Here is a 17,957-nt window from a genome sequence, read left to right as displayed (position 1 = left end):
TTGATCAACGGTTTTCGTTGGGCCCACGGTTGCAGGACCGTGGGCTTTTTTCTGTGAATGGTCGGCTACGTATCCTGTTTCGTTTTGTTGCGTCGGATAGGCATGGTCTGTGGGGCTATCAATACTGCGCGCTCTTTTACGGACGGGCGTTTGCACTATGGATGAAGATGATCAGAGGATTGCAGATCAAGCGGTGGCATTTGCGAAGGCAAACAGAAAGGAGATTGTGAGGCGGCTGACGGACCCGTCGATTTATCTGTCTGAGGACTCACCGGTCTCGGTGTTTATGGCGGGATCTCCCGGTGCCGGAAAAACAGAAGCTTCTCTGGAGTTTCTCGCCCGCTTCGGTGGGAGGGTGCTGCGGATAGATCCTGATACGTATCGCGGTGAACTGCCCGGCTACACAGGCAGTAATTCATCTCTGTTTCAACGGGCAGTATCGGTTCTGGTTTCTGCTGTTCATGATGAGGCGCTGCGATTGCAGCAGTCTTTTTTGCTGGATGGCACTTCTTCGAATTACGAGACGGTCTCGCGTAATATCCGACGCTCGCTCAAGCGTGATCGGTTTGTTCTGGTGCTTTATGTTCACCAAAAACCGGAACGCGCATGGGAGTTCGTGCAGGCGCGTGAACAGGTGGAAGGGCGAAATATTCCGCTCGCTGGATTCATTCATCAGTATTTCGCCGCCCGCGATGTGGTGAATCGGTTGAAATTCGAGTTTGGCCACGCAGTGACTGTCGATATCTTCATCAAGAACATCGACGGGTCGACGCGGGCGTACAAGGAGGACGTCCAGCGAATTGACAGGTATATACCCCAATCCTATGATCGAGCTTCGCTTGAACGAACGCTCAGTTGCACGAGGTATGAATAATGGGAGCCTCTGGAAAGCTCAAAACGGTGAAGTCGACGCCATTTTCCGACTTCGTCCGCAACGCCACATCCGAAGAAAAAGAACGCGTTTATCAGGACGTCATGAAAAAAGCCTGGGAGCGCCAGGACCGAATCATCGAGCAAGCCCGCAAGATGCAGTCCTGAATTCCGGATATCAAAGCAAAGCCGCCCGCGAGGCGGCTTTGTCGTTTCAACCCAACGCCAACACCTGCCGACACTCCAGCACCAGGCTCGCACCGCCTGAGGGGCTGTTGCCGATGCGCAGTTTGAAGCCGTGCAAGTTGACGATGGCCGCGACGATGGACAGGCCCAGGCCGAAGCCGCTTTGCTGGTTGCCGGTTTCGCTGCGGTAGAAGCGCTTGAACACCGCGTCGCGTTCGGCGTCGGGGATGCCGGGGCCGGTGTCCTGGACTTCGAGGAAGGTGGTCTCGCCTTCGGCCCGGGCAATCATCAGCACCTGGCCGCCCGGCGGAGTGAATTTGATCGAGTTGCTCAGCAGGTTCGACAGCGCCTCGAACAGCAACGCGCGATCGCCGACAACCGGCGGCAGGTGATCGGCGATCTTCAATTGCAGCGAGACGCGGCCTTCCTCGGCCAGCGGCAGGTAGAAGTCGTGCAGCTCCTGCAGCAAGGGCGCCGGGTCCAGTTGGCCAAACGCCGAACGCCGCTGGTGGTCTTCCAGCTCGGAGATGCGCAGCAGCCCGCGAAAACGCGCCATCAGCGTGTCGGCATCGGCGATGGCCTGGGTCAGTTGATCGCCGTGGGGCGAGTCTTCCGCTGACTGCTGCTGGATCCGATAGAGCTGCGCGCGCAGGCGGGTCAGCGGGGTGCGCAGGTCATGGGCGATGTTGTCGCAGACGCCCTTGACCTCGTTCATCAGGCGCTCGATGCGGTCGAGCATGGCGTTGACGATGTCGGCCAGCATGTCCAGCTCATCCCGGCGATTGGACACCGGCAGGCGCCGGGTCAGGTCGCCGATGACGATGGCTTCGGCGCTGGCCTGAATGCCGCGGATGCGTTGCAGCGGACGCTTCCTGAGAAAATGCCAGCCCAGCGCGCCGGGCAGGATGGTCAGCGAGATGCCCCACAACAGCGCGCGCAGAATCAGGGTGCTGACGGCGAACAGCGAGCCGTTGTCGCGCACCAGGATCAGCCAGCGGCTGTCCATGGTGTGGATGGCCACGGCGTCACAACTGGCGGGCGGCAGATTCGGATCGTCGGAGTCGATGCAAGTGTCCAGCTCCTGGATCTGGCCGTTCAGCGCCAGCCCCTGGGGGATCTCGCGGATCGGCCCGTTCAGGGGCTTGAGGTTCTCGTCGAACAGGCCGTAGGCGTCTACGGTGCGGATGTCGAACTTGTCGCTGGTGCGCAGGGCATCGTCCAGCTGTGTGCCTTCGAAGCGCGAAAACAGCTGCTGGCGCTGCATCAGCGAGTGCCGCGCCAGGGTGTTCAGGTAGCTGGTGACTTCCCAGTACAGCACCCCCATGAGGATGCTGCTCCAGGCCACGAACAGGAAACTGTAAAGCGCCAGCAGACGGCTGCTGGAGGAGCGCCAGCCCTTAGACGGGTTCGGCAATGACATAACCTGAGCCTCGAACGGTACGTATCAGCGGCGTCAGGGTAGGGGGATCGATTTTCTTGCGCAAGCGACCGATATGAACGTCGATCAGGTTGGTGCCCGGGTCGAAGTGATAACCCCAGACTTCCTCGAAAATCATCATGCGGGTGATGATCTGGCCGCTGTTGCGCATCAGAAATTCCAGCAGCTTGTATTCGGTGGGCAGCAGGTTCAGCGGCTGCCCGGCGCGGCTGGCTTCGCGGGTGATCAGGTTCAGTTCCAGGTCGGCGACCTTGAGCATGGTTTCGGCCTGGGTCACCGGATTGCTGCGGCGCAGCAGCACTTCGACACGGGCGGCCATTTCGTCGGAGGCAAACGGCTTGGACAGGTAGTCATCGCCGCCGGCACGCAGGCCGCGCACGCGTTCGTCAACGTCGGACAGCGCGCTGATCATCAGGATCGGCGTGGCAATGCCCAGTGCGCGCATGGTGGTGACAATCGCCAGACCGTCGACCTCCGGCAGCATGCGGTCCAGGGTGATCAGGTCGTAGTCGCCGCTGACGGCGCGCACCAGGCCTTCGCGGCCATTGTCGACCCAATCGACGGAAAGGCCATGGCTGCTGAGTTCGGCAACGATTTCCTTGGCGGTGACGGCATCGTCTTCGATTGTCAGGATTCGGGTCATTGGAGTGTCTGAACCACGTAGTGACTGGAGGCTTTAGTTTGCCTTTAAACGTAGCCTGATTTTCTTAAAAATAATTTAAGAAGAATCCGAGCGTTTTTGCATTGCGTAGCAGCACGGCTTGCCGGCGGGGCGGTATGTCGGACATATCGATGCCGACTGACACGCCGCTCCCGCCGGCAAGCCGTGCTGCTACGGGGCGGCGGTGGCCCGGGTTTTCTCGTTTTTGCTCTTTGGGTTTTTCTTCGGCGTGCCGCTCTCGCTCCTGATCTGCGCATGGCTGAGCAGGGCGAAGATAAAGCTGCCGCCAATGATGTTCCCCGCCAGCGTCGGCCCCGCGAACACCAGCCAGAATTCCTTCCAGGCCAGCTCGCCAGCGAATACCAAGTACGACACTTCCGCCGAGCCGACCACGATGTGGGTGAAGTCCCCCAGCGCCATCAGGTAGGTGATCATCAGGATGACCCACATCTTGGCGTTCTCCATGGACGGGATCATCCAGACCATGGTCGCGATCATCCAGCCGGAGACGATGCCTTTGGCGAACATGGTCTCCACGTCGTTTTCCATGACCTTGCGCCCGATTTCCAGAAAGGCTTTGTCGGTCTTGGCGTCGAAAATCGGCAGTTCCAGCATCACGTAGGCGACCAGCAGGGTGCCGCACAGGTTGCCCACCAGCACGACGGTCCAGAGCCGCAGCAGACGCACGACATTAAACAGTGTCGGCTTGGTCATCACCGGCAGTACCGCGGTCAGGGTGTTTTCGGTGAACAGTTGCTGGCGGGCGAGGATCACCGCCAGAAAGCCCGCGCTGTAGCCGATGCTGGCAATGACCTTGAAAGTGTCGCCGTCCGGCAGCCGCGAGTTGAGCAGCCCCATGGCCATCAGCGACAGGCCCATGGTCAGGCCGGCGGCCAATGCCGACCAGAACAGTGCGGCGACATTGCGCTCCAGCTCCTGATCGCCCTGCATGCGGATCGTCTCGTGCAGGACGGCGGCGCGGGGCGGCTGGTTCTCATCGATTTCGCGTTCTTCTTCCGGGGTCAGGCCGGGGGTTTTGCCGTCTTCTGGCTCGTGGTGTTGGTCGTTCATGGCAGGCGCTCGCGGGTGGGTCGTGCTGTTGATTCAGACACGTGGCGCGAGCGGTTCGTTCTACGAGGACATTGGCATTTACCCCGTAGCAGCACGGCTTGCCGGCGGGAGCGGTGTGTCAGTCAGCATCGAGGTGTCTGACACACCGCTCCCGCCGGCAAGCCGTGCTGCTACGGGCCGATGTTGAGCCGGGTTCTGGGTCGGGGGCCTACCCGAGCAGATCGGTGCTGTTGATGGGAACGACACCCGCCGTCTGCAGATCCTGCCAGGCCTTGGCCAGAGAGCCATTGAGGTCAATGGCCTTGCACGCATCGCCGATCACCCAGGTATTGAACCCGGCGGCGCGGGCGTCCAGTGCCGACCAGGCCACACAGAAGTCCAGCGCCAGGCCGACCACGAACACGCTGTCGATGCCGCGCTCCTTCAGGTAGCCCGCCAGACCGGTCTGCGTGGTGCGGTCGGCTTCGACGAACGCCGAGTAGCTGTCGATCCCGGCATTGCAGCCCTTGCGCAGAACCAGCTGTGCGTGGGCGATGTCGAGATCGGCATGCAGTGCGGCGCCGTGGCTGGCCTGCACACAGTGGTCAGGCCACAGCGTCTGCGGGCCGTAGGGCAGGGTGATGCTGTCGAACGGCTGTTTCCCGGCGTGGCTCGACGCGAACGAGATGTGCCCGGCCGGGTGCCAGTCCTGGGTGATCGCCACATTGCGAAAGCGCGCGCCGAGCCGGTTGATCAGCGGCACCAGTGCGTCACCCTCGGCCACTGCCAGCGCGCCGCCGGGCATGAAGTCGTACTGCATGTCGATGACCAGCAAGGCGGCGCGCGGGTCATCGGGCAGTCGGGCCAGCGGCGTGCTCATCAGGCGAACACCCGGATCGGCGCACCGGCATGCCAGGCCTGGATGTCTTCGATCATCTGGCTGAAGAACATGCCGTAGTTGTTCTCCGTCACATAACCCACATGCGGCGTGGCCAGCAAGTTGGGCAGGCTGCGGAACGGATGGTCGGCGGGCAACGGCTCGACGCTGTACACGTCCAGCGCGGCACCGGCGATTTTCTTCTGCTTGAGCACCTCGATCAGCGCGTCCTCGTCGACGATCGGGCCGCGGGCGGTGTTGACCAGATAGGCCGTCGGCTTCATGCGGTTGAGCGAGTCGGCGTCCACCAGCCCACGGCTGCGGTCGCTGAGCACCAGATTCACCGAGATGATGTCCGACTGCTCGAACAATTCCTGCTTGCTGACGTAGGTGGCGCCATGCTCGGCGGCGCGCTCGGCGGTGAGGTTTTCGCTCCAGGCGATGACCTTCATGTCGAAGGCGTGGGCATAGCGGGCTAGCTTCTGGCCGATGCTGCCCAGGCCGACGATGCCCAGCGTCTTGCCGTACAGGTCTCTGCCGATGCCGATCTGCCAGTTGCCGGCGCGCAGGGAATTGGCTTCGTCAACGATATTGCGGGTGACACCCATGATCAGCGCCCAGGTCAGCTCCGGCGCTGCGTACTTGTAGCTGTCGGTGCCGACTACGGTGATGCCCAGCCGCGCAGCGGCCTTGAGGTCCAGCGCGGCGTTGCGCATGCCGCCGGTGACCAGCAGCTTGAGATTGGGCAACTGGCTGAGCAGGGCATCGTCGAAAATCGTGCGCTCGCGCATCACGCAGATGACGTTGAAGCCTTTCAGGCGCTCGACCATCGTCTGGGTGTCGGCAGGGTACTGGTGCAGGAAGCTGACTTCGCCGATGGGGTTCAGGACGGTCCAGTCCACCACATCACGGGCCACCGATTGCCAGTCATCGAGTACGGCAATTTTCAGCGTCTGAGTCATTTGGGTTCACGCCTCGTTCAAGGAGCACATTGGATTTGTGGGCGCCAACATACGCTTGCCACGCCTAGTTGAACAACCCGGCGGCAATATTGATCGAGAACCCCAGAATCGAGGTGTTGAACAGAAAGCCGATCAACGACTGGGCCAGCACCACCTTGCGCAAGGCGCGGGTCGCGACGCCCACGTCCGAGGTCTGCACCGCCACGCTGATGGTGAACGAGAAATACAGAAAGTCCCAGTAATCGGGGTTCTGCTCGCCATCGGCAAAGCGCAACGCCGCGTCTTCGCCGTCCCAGGTGTAGAACATCCGCGCGTAGTGCAGGCTGAAGATCACCCCGATCAACAGCCACGAGCCGACAATGGTCAGGCCGGTAAAGGCGTAATGCAGGGCCTTGTCGCTGGATGACATGTCCTTGATCCCTGACAGCTCCAGCACAATGGCCGCCAGGCTGGCGATGGCGGCGATGCTCACCACCATCAGCACCAGGCCTGCGTTCTCGTCCTCGACCTCGGCGATGCGCCGCACGTCTTCGGCGTTGGAGTTGGAGGTGCGCAGCATGATCAGCGCCATGTAGATCCAGCCCGCGACGTTCCAGGCGATCAGGCATTTGCTGGTCAGGGTGATGGTCGGCGCGAGAATGGCGGCCGCAATGCCTGCGACGATGCCTAAGGCGACTGCGATGGTCAGGCGAGGGTGGGTCTGGGTCAGATGGGACATGGACGGCTTCACGCAGGCAAGATGGTCAAAACCATAGCACGCGGTGAGGCGGAACGCGGGGCAAGAAAAACGGCGCGCAAGGGGTTACGCGCCGGTCGCCAATTGGCAAGTTACGTGGTCGGTCTCAAGCAGCCTTCAGTGATCAGCGGACCAGGCAAGGCTGCTTGTTGTTGAACTTCCAGTTCGGGATCAGGAACTGCATCGCGACGCTGTCGTCACGCGCGCCCAGGCCCATGCCTTTATAGAGTTCGTGTGCCTTGGCCACCTGATCCATGTCGATCTCGATGCCCAGGCCCGGTTTTTTCGGCACGTCGACGTTGCCGCCGATGATCTTCAGCGGCTCTTTGGTCAGGCGCTGGCCGTCCTGCCAGATCCAGTGGGTGTCGATGGCGGTGATGTTGCCCGGCGCGGCGGCGGCGGCGTGGGTGAACATTGCCAGCGAGATGTCGAAGTGGTTGTTCGAATGTGAACCCCAGGTCAGGCCCCACTCGTTGCACATCTGCGCCACGCGCACCGAACCCTGCATGGTCCAGAAGTGCGGGTCGGCCAGCGGGATGTCCACCGATTGCAGCTGGATCGCGTGGCCCATTTCACGCCAGTCGGTGGCGATCATGTTGGTGGCGGTACGCAGGCCCGTGGCGCGGCGGAACTCGGCCATCACTTCGCGGCCCGAGTAGCCGTTTTCGGCACCGCACGGGTCTTCGGCGTAGGCCAGCACTTTGTGCTGGTCGCGGCACAGGCGGATGGCTTCTTTCAGCGACCAGGCGCCGTTGGGGTCCAGGGTGATGCGCGCTTTCGGGAAACGCTCGGCCAGCGCCGTGACCGCTTCGATTTCGGCGTCGCCACTCAGTGCGCCCCCCTTGAGCTTGAAGTCTTCGAAGCCATAGCGCTCGAACGCGGCTTCAGCCAGACGCACCACGCGCTCAGGGGTCAGGGCTTCTTCGTGGCGCACGCGGAACCAGTCGTTGTCGGCGTCTTCCTCGGTGCGGTACGGCAGGTTGGTTTTCTTCTGATCGCCCACGTAGAACAGGTAGCCGAGCATCTTGACCGAGTCGCGCTGCTGGCCTTCGCCGAGCAGTGCGGCCACTGGCACTTCCAGGTGCTGGCCGAGCAAGTCGAGCACGGCGGCTTCGATGCCGGTGACCGCGTGAATGGTGATGCGCAGGTCGAAGGTCTGCAGGCCACGACCACCGGCGTCGCGGTCGGCGAAGGCGCGGCGCACGTCGTTGAGGATCTTCTGGTAGTTGCCGACGGTGCTGCCGACCACCAGGGAACGGGCGTCTTCCAGGGTCTGGCGGATTTTTTCGCCGCCGGGGATTTCGCCGACGCCGGTGTGGCCGGCGTTGTCCTTGAGGATCACGATGTTACGGGTGAAGTACGGACCGTGGGCGCCGCTCAGGTTGAGCAGCATGTCATCGTGACCTGCGACGGGAATGACGTGCATCTCGGTGATGACGGGAGTGCTGCCGGAATATGGTGTGGTCATGACTCAATCCTTGTTGTTGGCAGGGCGCCGCAGGGCAGCGCCGGATGAAATGAGATTTGAACGGATCAGGAGTGGCTCGGGGTCACGTCGCTCTTGGCGAGCGGCACGCTGCCGGGCTTGCGGGTGGTGCGCACAGTGAACACCAGAATCGCCGCGATGATCGAGGTGGCGGTCAGGCCGTACAGGCCGCCCTGGATCGAACCGGTCTGCTGTTCGAGGATGCCGAAGGCGGTCGGGGCGACGAAGCCGCCGAGGTTGCCCAGCGAGTTGATCAGCGCAATCACGCCAGCGGCGATCCGTGCATCCAGATAACCCTGGGGAATCGGCCAGAACAGCGAAGAAGCGGACTTGAAGCCCAGCGCAGCGAAGCAGATCGCGACAAAGGCGAACACCGGACCACCGGTGGTGGACATGAACATGCCCGCAGCGGCGATCAGCAGGGCACAGGCGACCCAGGCTTGTTGATGCTTCCACTTGGCCGAGATGGCGGCAAAGCCGTACATGGCGACGATGGCGATGAACCAGGGGATCGAGTTGAACAGGCCGACCTGGAAGTCGGTCAGGTCGCCCATCTTCTTGATAATGCTTGGCAGCCAGAAGGTGGCGGCGTAGATCGTCAATTGAATGAAGAAGTACATCAGGCAGAACAGGATGATCTGCGGGTCCTTGAGCAACTGGCCGATGGACAGCTTCACCGGGCTGGCCGCTTCACGGGCGCGCTGCTCGTCGTCGATGGCGGTGGTCAGGGCGTCTTTCTCTTCTTGGCTCAGCCACTTGGCGTCCTGGGGCTTGGAATCCAGCCAGAACCAGACGAAGAAGCACAGGCCCACCGAGAACATGCCTTCGATGAAGTACATCCACTGCCAGCCGTGCATGCCCAGGCCTTCGATCTGCAGCAGCAGGCCGGAGAGGGGACCGGAGATCAGCGAAGCGAAGGCCGAACCGCTGAGGAAGATCGCAATGGCCTTGCCGCGCTCGACGCTCGGCAGCCAGCGGGTGAAGTAGTAGATCACCCCAGGGAAGAAACCGGCCTCCGCCACACCCAGCAAAAAGCGCAGGATATAGAAGTGGGTTTCGGTCTGGATGAACGCCATGCCGGCGGCCACCAGGCCCCAGGTGAGCATGATGCGGGTCAGCCACAGACGGGCGCCGACTTTCTGCATGAGGATGTTGGAGGGCACTTCGAACAGCGCATAGGCGACGAAGAACAGGCCGGCACCGAAGCCGTAGGCGGCTGCGCCGATACCCAGATCATGTTCCATGTGGCTACGTACGAACCCGATGTTGACCCGGTCGATGTAGTTGACGATGAACATGATGACGAACAGCGGCAGGATGTGGCGTTTGACTTTGGAAACCGCCGATTGCAGCACGGAATCGTTGCCGTCAGCCATCCGGGATGAGGATGTGTTCACTCTTGTTGACTCCCACTGATTATTTTTATGCGGGTTGTTGCCATGTGTGTGACAAGGTGTGTCCCTTGTTGTTAGTCATCATACAAGTAATGTTTGCCGGTGCAACTGGTTTTGCGGGGCTTGTGCAGTTTTTTTGAAGGAGTATTCTCGCTTGTACGACAAGTTGGATGAGTTTGAATTCAGGGGAAAAAGCCCCGTTTTTTCTGGCTTTTTGGCCGTTTTCTGCTTGCGTCAAGTTGACGCAGGGGGCGTCTTCAGGCTTCCGGTTGACCGCAAAAATACAAGTAGGATCGGCCCTTTGATCCGATCGCACCATTAACCACTGTTCGTACAACTGATCATGCAGACATCCCCCAAGCGACGGCAGCACAACCTGGCCACGGATCTGGTCACCGAACTCAGCCAGCGCATTCTCATGGGCAGCATTGCGCCGGGCGCCAAGCTGCCATCGGAAAATGAGATCGTCCGCGAGCACGGCGTCAGCCGCACCGTGGTGCGCGAGGCGATCTCCAAGTTGCAGGCCTCAGGGCTGGTCGAAACCCATCAGGGCAAGGGCACGTTCGTGCTGGCGCGCTCGGAACAGAGCGGCCTGCACCTGAAAATGGAAACCGCCTTCAGCGTGCGGCACATGATCGAACTGCGCATGGGCCTGGAAACCCAGGCCGTGGCGCTGGCGGCGCAGCGACGCACCCAGGCGCACCTGGCATCGATGCGCGAGGCGCTGGACGATTATCAGGACCTGCTGGCCAAGGAAGACAGCTGCGTGGAAGCCGACCGGCGTTTTCATCTGCTGATCGCCGAGGCGACCGGCAACCCGTATTTCTACGAGATCCTGCAGAACCTGGGCAACGCCGTGATCCCGCGCAGCCGCATCGCCTCGAGCGAGCGGGCAGGAACCAGCCTGACCCACCACGCCTATCTGGCGAACCTGGAACACGAAGCGATCCTCGCCGCCATCCGCCGCCAGGACCCCGATGCCGCGCGGGCGGCGATGTGGACGCACCTGTCCAACAGCCGCGAGCGGCTGGCGCCGGTGGAGTGAGCTGAGCGGGCGTCAGATGTCCAGTTGATCGGGGCGAATGCCAAACGCCTTGGCGATCTTTTCCCGGGTCAGCTTGCGCGGGCGTGACACCGATTCCTGCTGCGCATAGGCCGGTTGGGATATACCCAGGCGCCGCGCGACCTCATCCTGAGTCAAGTCCAGGTACTCGCGCCAGGCGCGAATGGGTGTAGCACCGTCGACCATGAGGCTGACGACCTCGTGGGGGATCAAATGAATCGTCTCGGGTTTGGCTTTTGAATGGGTGGGTGAAGTTGAAGTCATTTGCATGCTGGTACCTGTCAGAACTTGCTCGCTTATAAAGAAGTTTCCGGATCTTGGTCAATCGGCTTACATACGGCGATGCCGTAAGCATGCGAGCTACACAGGACCTCCCCGCAAAATTCAGGCAGACTCACCCCACCCATAAAAACAATTCGTGATGTGTATGAACCCTCAAACCCCTCGCTCCCCGGATGTGCCTCATGTTTGCCCTTGATCATGCCCTGGCCCAGGACATCGTCGACCGGGCGATGGCGATCCTGCCGTGTAACGTCAATGTGATGGATTATCTGGGGATCATCATCGGCAGTGGCGAGGCCGAGCGCTTGTATACGCGGCACGAAGGGGCACAGTTGGTGCTGGCCAACAGCCGGGTGGTGGAGATCGATTCCCACACCGCCAAGCGGCTCAATGGCGTGCGGCCGGGGGTGAATCTGCCGTTGATGCTCGATCACAAGCTGGTCGGCGTGCTGGGGATTACCGGCGAGCCGGACGAAGTGCGGGTGTACGGCGAGCTGGTGAAGATGACCGCCGAGATGCTGCTCGAGCATCGTCGGCAACAGGCCGACCAGCAATGGCGGCATCAGCGCAGTGAGGATCTGTTGTCACGGCTGTTGCTCGGTGACAGCGCCGCTCACTTGGTGGACGAGGCCGAGCAACTGGGGCTGCAGCCGCAATTGCCGCGTCAGGCGGTGTTGCTCGAATTGCCTGAAGGCGCAGCTTACGCCGGGCAACTGGCCGCCTGGCTCAATGGCCGTTACGCCAACAGTTGGTGCGTGAGTTGCGAGCCGGGCCTGGTTTACTGGTGCCGGGCGGCAGGCAAGGATCGCGACGATGCGTTGCTGCTGGAGCAGTTCGAAGAGCAGGGTTGGCCGGTGCAGCGCATGGCCACGGTCGAGCCTTCGGCCGACCTTGCCTCGTTGCGCGAAGCCTGCGCCGCTGCTCGCGATTTGCTCGATTACGCCCGCCACGTGCAGCCCGAGCGCAAATTGCTGCGCCTGGCGGCCCATCGGTTGGCGGTGCTGTTCTGGCGCAATCGCGAAGACTGGCTGGCCCGGGACATCAGCGAGCCGGTCATGCGCCTGCAAGGCAACGGCCAACTGCTCGACACGCTGCGCGCCTGGTTTGATTACAGCGGCGAGAACCAGGCCTGCGCCGACGCGCTGGGGATTCATCGCAACAGCCTGCGTTACCGATTGGAGAAAATCGCCGAAGTCAGCGGCTGCGACCCGTACCGCACCGACGATCTGCTGCGCCTGTATCTGGGGATGCAGATGCTGGCGCGCTGATTACAAATCCACCGCTTCAACCACCTCGACTCGCCCACGCACCCGCTTGGCGCGGTACAGCGCTTTGTCCACTGCGCGCAACAGAGCCTCGAAATCCTCACGGCTGTCCATGGCCTGGATCTGCGCCAGGCCCGCGCTGAAGCCGATCGGGCAGGGCAGTGATGGCACGTCGGCGGTTTCGCTCAGTGCTTCACGCAGGCGCGTCATGAAGTGCTGCGCTTGATGGATGTCGGTGCCTGGAAACACCAGCAGAAATTCCTCGCCGCCCCAGCGCACGAACACATCGTCCTGACGCTTGAGCCGCTTCACGGTGTGGGCGAACACCTGCAGTGCGGTGTCGCCGGTGGCGTGGCCGTATTGGTCGTTGATGCGCTTGAAGTTGTCCAGGTCGATCATCGCCACGGACAGCGGGTAGCGCTGCGCGGTGTTCTGCCGCCGTTCCTGGAGGATGGTCGACACCGCGCCACGGCGATTGAGGGCGCCGGTCAGGGTGTCGGTGACGCTGAGCTGCGTGACCTGCTGGCGCAATTGCTCCTGCAGCATCAGGGCGAAGCTTAAGGTGAACAGAAACGAAACCATGAAATCCATCGCCAGCGCCGGCAGGGAAAACATGTCCGGTTCGCTGAAATCCAGCGCGGGCGGCGGGTCAATCGACAGCGTGACAGCGGAGTGGGCATGGAACACCAGCAGCGCCGCGTGCCCGGCCAACAGAGCCCAGGCGCCACGAAAACGCTTGCGCAACGGCCAGGTCACGGCGAACTGAATGCCGATGGTGATCACGCAGAACAGGAAAAACCACGCCAGCATGAACGGATTGTGCAGCAGCATCGAGGTGCCGATCCCGTATACGGCCACCGGTGCCAGCAGGATTCGCGCATGCCAGCGCCCGTCGTGCCGGCGCTCGGCCAGTTGGTGCAGGGCCAGGGTATGGCAGCCGATCGCTAGCAGCAGCCCGGCGGTATTGGCGATGAACGCGGTCTGCGGCGCGAGGATCCCCAGCCACTCATGACCTGGCGGGACGACGCCCGGTTGCAGCAGATCCACGGCGCGGTAGGCGGCCAGCACCAGATCGCCGGCAATCCACCAATGCAGCGGCGCCCGGTGCTCGCTGGTGCCCACGTACGACAGGCACAGCATCAGCGTGGTCATGAGTCCGAAGGGGATGATGATGAGAAGCAGAGTGACCGGATCGTTCAGCAACATAAGGCAACGGCTTTCATCAGCGAGGAGCGGTCTGCGGGCGGGCCAGAGACCTTAAGAAAATAGTGGCTATATAGTGTCACATTTGTCAGCCCAAGTGGCGCTATCGCCGCTGACTTCCTTCTTTTATAGGTAATTTGCGTCAACGCGTCGATTGGCGCTCGTCGCACCCGTCGTTTTTGTTCGGATGAACAACGTCTCGGCGCGGCCGTTGTGCGAAGGTCTGGCGGAATCTGTCGCCAGTAATGAGAAGATCGCGACCATCGGATAAGGAGAACACCATGAAAATCGTCATCGCCCCGGATTCCTTCAAGGACAGCCTCAGTGCCCAAGGCGTGGCCCAGGCGATCGCCAGCGGCTTGCGTGAGGTCTGGCCGGATGCGCAACTGGTCGAATGCCCCATGGCCGATGGCGGCGAAGGCACGATCGAGGCGGTGCTGGCGGCGTGCGACGGGCAGTGGATGCAGAACACTGTCACCGGGCCACTGGGGCAGCCCGTCGAGGCGCAGTGGGGCTGGCTGGCCGAGAGCCGCACCGCGATCATCGAAATGGCCATGGCCAGCGGCCTGCAATTGCTGACCCTGGAACAGCGCGACGCCACGGTGACCACCACTTACGGCACCGGTGAGCTGATCGCCGCCGCGCTGGACGCCGGCGCGCAGCGCATCATCCTCGCCATCGGCGGCAGCGCCACCAACGACGCCGGCACCGGCATGCTCGCCGCACTCGGCGCACGGTTCCTCGACAGCCATGATGAGCCGCTGCCGCCGGGTGGCCTGGCGCTGGCCAGGGTTGCGCGCATCGACGTCGAGCATCTGGACCCGCGCCTTGAGGATGTGCGCTTCGAGGTGGCGGCCGACGTCAACAACCCGCTGTGCGGGCCGCAAGGCGCATCGCACATTTTCGGGCCGCAGAAGGGCGCCTCGCCCGAGCAGGTGCTGGCGCTGGATGCGGCGCTGCAGCACTTCGCCGAGCACTCGGCGCGGGTGCTGGGGCGCGATGAAAGCGAGCACCCCGGCAGTGGTGCGGCAGGCGGCATGGGCTTTGCCGCCAAGGCCTATCTGAATGCGTCGTTCCGCCCGGGTGTGGAGGTGGTCGCGGACCTGACCGGCCTTGCCGACGCCTTGCAGGGCGCGGATCTGGTGATCACTGGCGAAGGCCGTTTCGATGCCCAGACCCTGCGCGGCAAGACGCCGTTTGGCGTGGCCCGCGTTGCCCAACGGCACAACGTTCCGGTGATCGTGCTCGCCGGAACCTTGGGGGACGGCTATGCCGATCTCTATGAACATGGCATCAGCGCGGCTTTCGCCCTGACCAGCGGGCCGATGACCCTGGAGCACGCCTGCCGTAATGCCGAGGCGCTGTTGCATGACCGGGCCCGGGATCTGGCGCGGGTCTGGCGCCTGGCCGCACGCTGAGCGCTAACCGCCCGCATTTCGGCGAAGGGGCTATGCTCTAACCCTGTCTTGCCCGCGTGAGGTTCTCGCCAGAACAGCGAGAGACGCGGGTGGCGGGGCCTGGAGGTGCAAGTGCGGGTGCAAGGCGAGGCGCTGGAAATCCTGGTGGTGGATGACCAGGAAGAAAATCTTGAGCAGATGCAGGAGTTGCTCGAAGAGCTCGACAGATCCGTTCGCTGTGCCGACTCCGGGGCCAAGGCCCTGGCGGCGCTGGCCAGCGGCAACATCGGGCTGGTGCTGATGGACGTGCAGATGCCGGGCATGGACGGTTTCGAAGTGGCGCGGCGGATGCGCGCCGACCCCGAGACACGCTTCACGCCGATCATTTTCATTTCGGGCATGCGCCAGACCGACGAGGTGCTCGATCAGGGTTATTCGGCCGGTGCGGTCGATTTCATGACCAAGCCGGTGCAGCCCAATCTGTTGCTGCACAAGGCCCGCGTGCTGCTGGAGCATGAGCGCTACCGGCGCGGGCTGCTGCACACCACCGTCCAGCTGGAACAGGCCAGGGCCTTCAATGCGTCGATTCTGGACAACACCGGCGAAGGCATTCTGGTGGTCGACAGCGACGGCCTGATTCGTTACGCCAACCCGGCCATCACCCGCATGCTCGGCTGCAGCGGTGACGAGCTTCAGGGCAGCGCCTTGCTGCAATGGGTGCAGACGCCTCAGGAAGACCAGTGGGTCGGCTCGGTGTGGCGCGATCACTGGCTGCGCGGTGAGGGGCTGCGCCTGCACGACGCCAGCCTGCAAACCCGCGACGGGCAGAGCGTGCCTGTGGCGCTGTCCTGTTCGCCGCTGCCCCAGGGGCAGCAGGCCATGACCATCCTGGCCGTGGACATGTCGCCGGTGCGCGAGCTGCACCTGAGGCTGGAAAAACTCACGGTCACCGACGCCTTGACCGGGCTGCTCAACCGCCGCGGTTTCGTCCAGGCCTTGCAAGGCGCTATCGCCCGCACCGAGCGGTCGGGGCAGATGAGCGTTCTGCTATATCTGGACCTGGACGGTTTCAAGCAGATCAACGATGAACATGGCCATGAGCGCGGCGATGAGGCCCTGCGTTGGGTCGCCAACCAGTTGCAGGCCTGCCTGAGGCCGTATGACCGGCTGGCGCGAATCGGCGGCGACGAATTCACCGTGATCATCGAAGGCGTCAACAGCTCCGACGCAGCGGCTGCCGTGGCGCAGAAGCTGATCGGTCAGGTGTCTGCCGATCAGGACAGCTTCCGCCTGGGCGCCAGCATCGGCATCGCCTGCCTGCCGGACTGCGGGGGCACAGTCGAAGACTTGATACGCGCCGCCGATGCCGCCATGTACGAGGCCAAGCATCGCGGCAAGGGGCAGTATCGCTTCGCGCCTGGTCAGTGACGCGACCGTCTGCCCTCAGGCACTGGCCAGTTTCAGCGCCGGGATGGGTTTGCGCATCAGGGTGCCGACCAGCAACGCCGCGATCAGCCCGACGCTGCCGGCCACCCACAATACCGAACCGAATCCTTGCACGAAGGCCTGCTGCGCCAGCGGTTGCACAACGCTGCGCGCCCCGGCATCGACCGCCTGCAGCGCTGCGCCCATGTCGCCAGCGACAACGCGAGAGGCAACGTATTGCGCCTGGTCCAGCCAGTCCGGCGCCACATTGCCAAGGTTCAGGCGCAGCGCGTTCAGGGTGTGGCCGGCCAGCAGCGCGCCGTACACGCCGACGGCCAACATGATCGCGCTGAAACGCATGGTGGTGCTCATCCCCGAGGCCATGCCGGTGCGCTCGCGGGGCACGCAGGCCATGATGTTCTTCTGGGTGTCGCCGTTGAGCAATCCCGCGCCGGCACCGGTGACCGCCATGGCGATGGCGAACGCCGGGTAGCCGCCGATGGACGTCGCCAGGGCGCACAGCAGGTTGCCGGCACTCACCAGCGCCAGGCCCAGCGCCATGATCGCCGCCGGTGACAGATGGCGCGCCAAGGTCGGCCCAAGGCGAGGGAACAGCAGCATGGTGATGGCGAACGGCAACATCCCCAGCCCCGAACTGATCGCGCTGAACCCCAAACCGTTCTGCAGGTAGAACGGCAGCAGGGTCATCATCACCTGGGCGCAGCCGGCGTAGGCGAACATGCCCAGCAGCGCGCCGATGAAACGCGGGTGCCTGAACAGTTGCAGGTCGACCATCGGCCGCTGCTGAAGGCGCTCGGCGATCACGAACAGCCCCAGCAGCAAGGCGCCCCCCGCCAGCCGGGCGAAGGTCAGCGGGTTGTCCCAGCCGATGCGGTTCGCTTCGATCAGGCCCCAGATCAGGCTCAGCAGGCTGGAGCTGAAAAACAGGCTGCCGACCGGGTCCAGCCGCGCCGATTGCTCGTTGCGCGACTCGCCAATATTGCGCAGCACCATGGCCAGCAGCACCAGGCCCACCGGCAGGTTGAGGTAGAAGATCCAGCGCCAGCCGACCAACTCGGCAATCAGCCCGCCCACCGTGGGCGCTGCGGTCATTGCCACGCCCATGCACGCGCCCCAGAACGCCCAGGCCTTGGCCCGCTCGGCTTCGTCGTGGAACACGTGGCCGATGGTTGCCAGCGCCGAAGTCAACAACAGCGCCGCGCCCACGCCCTTGATCGCCCGGGCGATGTCCAGAAACAGGATGTTCGGCGCCGCCCCGCAGCCCACCGAGGCCAAAATGAACAGCAGCAGCCCGGTCAGCAGCATCTTCTTGCGCCCGAAGCGGTCGGCCAGGCTGCCCGCCGGCAGCAACAGCGCAGCAAAGGCCAGCATGTAGGCGCTGACCACCCACTCGATGTCGGCGAACCCGGCGCCCAGATCCCGGGCAATGCTCGGCAGGGTGACCGCAACGATGTTGGTGTCGAGCACGATCAGCGAGCACACGCCCGAGGCGGTGAGCAGGGTCATGCGGGGGGGGCTGGGTCGTGACATGGCGTGACTCCGACGCTGTTAGGTTTTAACTAATTAACGATGCCTTCGTAGCAGTCCGGCTTGCCGGCGGGTGCGGTGTGTCAGTCGGTATATCTGTCACTGATACACCGC

17 protein-coding genes are annotated in these 17,957 nt (G+C 63.0%); 6 read left to right on the top strand and 11 right to left on the bottom strand.

Annotated elements, in window-relative coordinates; all coding sequences use genetic code 11:
- Positions 1-157: 157 nt before the first annotated feature.
- Complete coding sequence (locus AC1MEK_RS01720) at positions 158-874, top strand: zeta toxin family protein (protein WP_480394531.1); 717 nt, start codon at positions 158-160, stop codon at positions 872-874.
- Positions 874-1,038 (top strand): hypothetical protein, encoded by a 165-nt coding sequence (locus AC1MEK_RS01715; RefSeq protein WP_480394530.1) that lies wholly within the window; start codon positions 874-876, stop codon positions 1,036-1,038. Before AC1MEK_RS01720 ends, AC1MEK_RS01715 begins: the two co-directional genes overlap by 1 nt.
- Positions 1,039-1,084: 46 nt before the next feature.
- Here AC1MEK_RS01715 and AC1MEK_RS01710 read toward each other — a convergent pair whose 3' ends face one another.
- From AC1MEK_RS01710 to AC1MEK_RS01675, 8 genes are all read right to left on the bottom strand, one after another.
- On the bottom strand, positions 1,085-2,476 hold the full coding sequence (locus AC1MEK_RS01710; protein WP_480394529.1) for a sensor histidine kinase: 1,392 nt from the start codon (positions 2,474-2,476) through the stop codon (positions 1,085-1,087).
- On the bottom strand, positions 2,454-3,137 hold the full coding sequence (locus AC1MEK_RS01705; RefSeq protein WP_480394528.1) for a response regulator transcription factor: 684 nt from the start codon (positions 3,135-3,137) through the stop codon (positions 2,454-2,456). The genes AC1MEK_RS01710 and AC1MEK_RS01705 overlap by 23 nt, the downstream gene beginning before the upstream one ends.
- A 189-nt stretch (positions 3,138-3,326) precedes the next feature.
- A complete protein-coding gene (locus tag AC1MEK_RS01700; protein WP_480394527.1) occupies positions 3,327-4,226 on the bottom strand; it encodes a formate/nitrite transporter family protein in 900 nt (299 codons plus the stop codon).
- Positions 4,227-4,434: 208 nt separating this feature from the next.
- Positions 4,435-5,085, bottom strand: a complete 651-nt coding sequence (pncA, locus tag AC1MEK_RS01695; protein ID WP_480394526.1) for a bifunctional nicotinamidase/pyrazinamidase — start codon at positions 5,083-5,085, stop codon at positions 4,435-4,437.
- A complete protein-coding gene (locus AC1MEK_RS01690; RefSeq protein ID WP_480394525.1) occupies positions 5,085-6,044 on the bottom strand; it encodes a D-2-hydroxyacid dehydrogenase family protein in 960 nt (319 codons plus the stop codon). The genes pncA and AC1MEK_RS01690 overlap by 1 nt, the downstream gene beginning before the upstream one ends.
- A 64-nt stretch (positions 6,045-6,108) precedes the next feature.
- On the bottom strand, positions 6,109-6,762 hold the full coding sequence (locus tag AC1MEK_RS01685) for a DUF1345 domain-containing protein (protein ID WP_480394524.1): 654 nt from the start codon (positions 6,760-6,762) through the stop codon (positions 6,109-6,111).
- Between the two features lie 142 nt (positions 6,763-6,904).
- Positions 6,905-8,248 (bottom strand): glucarate dehydratase, encoded by a 1,344-nt coding sequence (gene gudD, locus AC1MEK_RS01680; protein WP_480394523.1) that lies wholly within the window; start codon positions 8,246-8,248, stop codon positions 6,905-6,907.
- Positions 8,249-8,313: 65 nt separating this feature from the next.
- Positions 8,314-9,642, bottom strand: coding sequence for an MFS transporter (locus tag AC1MEK_RS01675; protein WP_480394768.1), 1,329 nt, complete (start codon positions 9,640-9,642; stop codon positions 8,314-8,316).
- A gap of 361 nt (positions 9,643-10,003) precedes the next feature.
- Between AC1MEK_RS01675 and AC1MEK_RS01670 the strand changes: the two genes are divergently transcribed.
- On the top strand, positions 10,004-10,705 hold the full coding sequence (locus AC1MEK_RS01670; protein WP_480394522.1) for a FadR/GntR family transcriptional regulator: 702 nt from the start codon (positions 10,004-10,006) through the stop codon (positions 10,703-10,705).
- A 12-nt stretch (positions 10,706-10,717) separates the two neighbouring features.
- On the opposite strand, the gene AC1MEK_RS01665 is transcribed toward AC1MEK_RS01670, so the two are convergent.
- Positions 10,718-10,993 (bottom strand): helix-turn-helix domain-containing protein, encoded by a 276-nt coding sequence (locus AC1MEK_RS01665; protein ID WP_480394521.1) that lies wholly within the window; start codon positions 10,991-10,993, stop codon positions 10,718-10,720.
- 194 nt (positions 10,994-11,187) lie between these two features.
- Between AC1MEK_RS01665 and AC1MEK_RS01660 the strand changes: the two genes are divergently transcribed.
- Complete coding sequence (locus AC1MEK_RS01660) at positions 11,188-12,273, top strand: sugar diacid recognition domain-containing protein (protein WP_480394520.1); 1,086 nt, start codon at positions 11,188-11,190, stop codon at positions 12,271-12,273.
- On the opposite strand, the gene AC1MEK_RS01655 is transcribed toward AC1MEK_RS01660, so the two are convergent.
- On the bottom strand, positions 12,274-13,476 hold the full coding sequence (locus AC1MEK_RS01655) for a GGDEF domain-containing protein (RefSeq protein ID WP_480394519.1): 1,203 nt from the start codon (positions 13,474-13,476) through the stop codon (positions 12,274-12,276). It lies immediately after the preceding gene.
- A 278-nt stretch (positions 13,477-13,754) separates the two neighbouring features.
- Between AC1MEK_RS01655 and AC1MEK_RS01650 the strand changes: the two genes are divergently transcribed.
- Positions 13,755-14,891 carry a glycerate kinase gene (locus AC1MEK_RS01650; protein ID WP_480394518.1) on the top strand — a complete coding sequence of 379 codons (1,137 nt, stop codon included), beginning with the start codon at positions 13,755-13,757 and terminating at the stop codon, positions 14,889-14,891.
- 111 nt (positions 14,892-15,002) lie between these two features.
- A complete protein-coding gene (locus AC1MEK_RS01645) occupies positions 15,003-16,298 on the top strand; it encodes a diguanylate cyclase domain-containing protein (protein WP_480394517.1) in 1,296 nt (431 codons plus the stop codon).
- Between the two features lie 15 nt (positions 16,299-16,313).
- On the opposite strand, the gene AC1MEK_RS01640 is transcribed toward AC1MEK_RS01645, so the two are convergent.
- Positions 16,314-17,846 (bottom strand): MFS transporter, encoded by a 1,533-nt coding sequence (locus AC1MEK_RS01640; RefSeq protein WP_480394516.1) that lies wholly within the window; start codon positions 17,844-17,846, stop codon positions 16,314-16,316.
- Positions 17,847-17,957 lie beyond the last annotated feature (111 nt).

The sequence above is a fragment of the Pseudomonas sp. 2 genome (genome assembly GCF_056627435.1).
Note: the sequence above shows the minus strand (reverse complement) of the source record. Positions and strands in the feature narration are given on the sequence as shown.

Excerpts from the sequence above, each read along its gene's own strand:
- AC1MEK_RS01720 (WP_480394531.1), top strand. The coding sequence starts at position 158 with ATGGATGAAGATGATCAGAGGATTGCAGATCAAGCGGTGGCATTTGCG.
- AC1MEK_RS01715 (WP_480394530.1), top strand. The coding sequence starts at position 874 with ATGGGAGCCTCTGGAAAGCTCAAAACGGTGAAGTCGACGCCATTTTCC.
- AC1MEK_RS01710 (WP_480394529.1), bottom strand. The coding sequence starts at position 2,476 with ATGTCATTGCCGAACCCGTCTAAGGGCTGGCGCTCCTCCAGCAGCCGT.
- AC1MEK_RS01705 (WP_480394528.1), bottom strand. The coding sequence starts at position 3,137 with ATGACCCGAATCCTGACAATCGAAGACGATGCCGTCACCGCCAAGGAA.
- AC1MEK_RS01700 (WP_480394527.1), bottom strand. The coding sequence starts at position 4,226 with ATGAACGACCAACACCACGAGCCAGAAGACGGCAAAACCCCCGGCCTG.
- pncA (WP_480394526.1), bottom strand. The coding sequence starts at position 5,085 with ATGAGCACGCCGCTGGCCCGACTGCCCGATGACCCGCGCGCCGCCTTG.
- AC1MEK_RS01690 (WP_480394525.1), bottom strand. The coding sequence starts at position 6,044 with ATGACTCAGACGCTGAAAATTGCCGTACTCGATGACTGGCAATCGGTG.
- AC1MEK_RS01685 (WP_480394524.1), bottom strand. The coding sequence starts at position 6,762 with ATGTCCCATCTGACCCAGACCCACCCTCGCCTGACCATCGCAGTCGCC.
- gudD (WP_480394523.1), bottom strand. The coding sequence starts at position 8,248 with ATGACCACACCATATTCCGGCAGCACTCCCGTCATCACCGAGATGCAC.
- AC1MEK_RS01675 (WP_480394768.1), bottom strand. The coding sequence starts at position 9,642 with ATGGCTGACGGCAACGATTCCGTGCTGCAATCGGCGGTTTCCAAAGTC.
- AC1MEK_RS01670 (WP_480394522.1), top strand. The coding sequence starts at position 10,004 with ATGCAGACATCCCCCAAGCGACGGCAGCACAACCTGGCCACGGATCTG.
- AC1MEK_RS01665 (WP_480394521.1), bottom strand. The coding sequence starts at position 10,993 with ATGCAAATGACTTCAACTTCACCCACCCATTCAAAAGCCAAACCCGAG.
- AC1MEK_RS01660 (WP_480394520.1), top strand. The coding sequence starts at position 11,188 with ATGTTTGCCCTTGATCATGCCCTGGCCCAGGACATCGTCGACCGGGCG.
- AC1MEK_RS01655 (WP_480394519.1), bottom strand. The coding sequence starts at position 13,476 with ATGTTGCTGAACGATCCGGTCACTCTGCTTCTCATCATCATCCCCTTC.
- AC1MEK_RS01650 (WP_480394518.1), top strand. The coding sequence starts at position 13,755 with ATGAAAATCGTCATCGCCCCGGATTCCTTCAAGGACAGCCTCAGTGCC.
- AC1MEK_RS01640 (WP_480394516.1), bottom strand. The coding sequence starts at position 17,846 with ATGTCACGACCCAGCCCCCCCCGCATGACCCTGCTCACCGCCTCGGGC.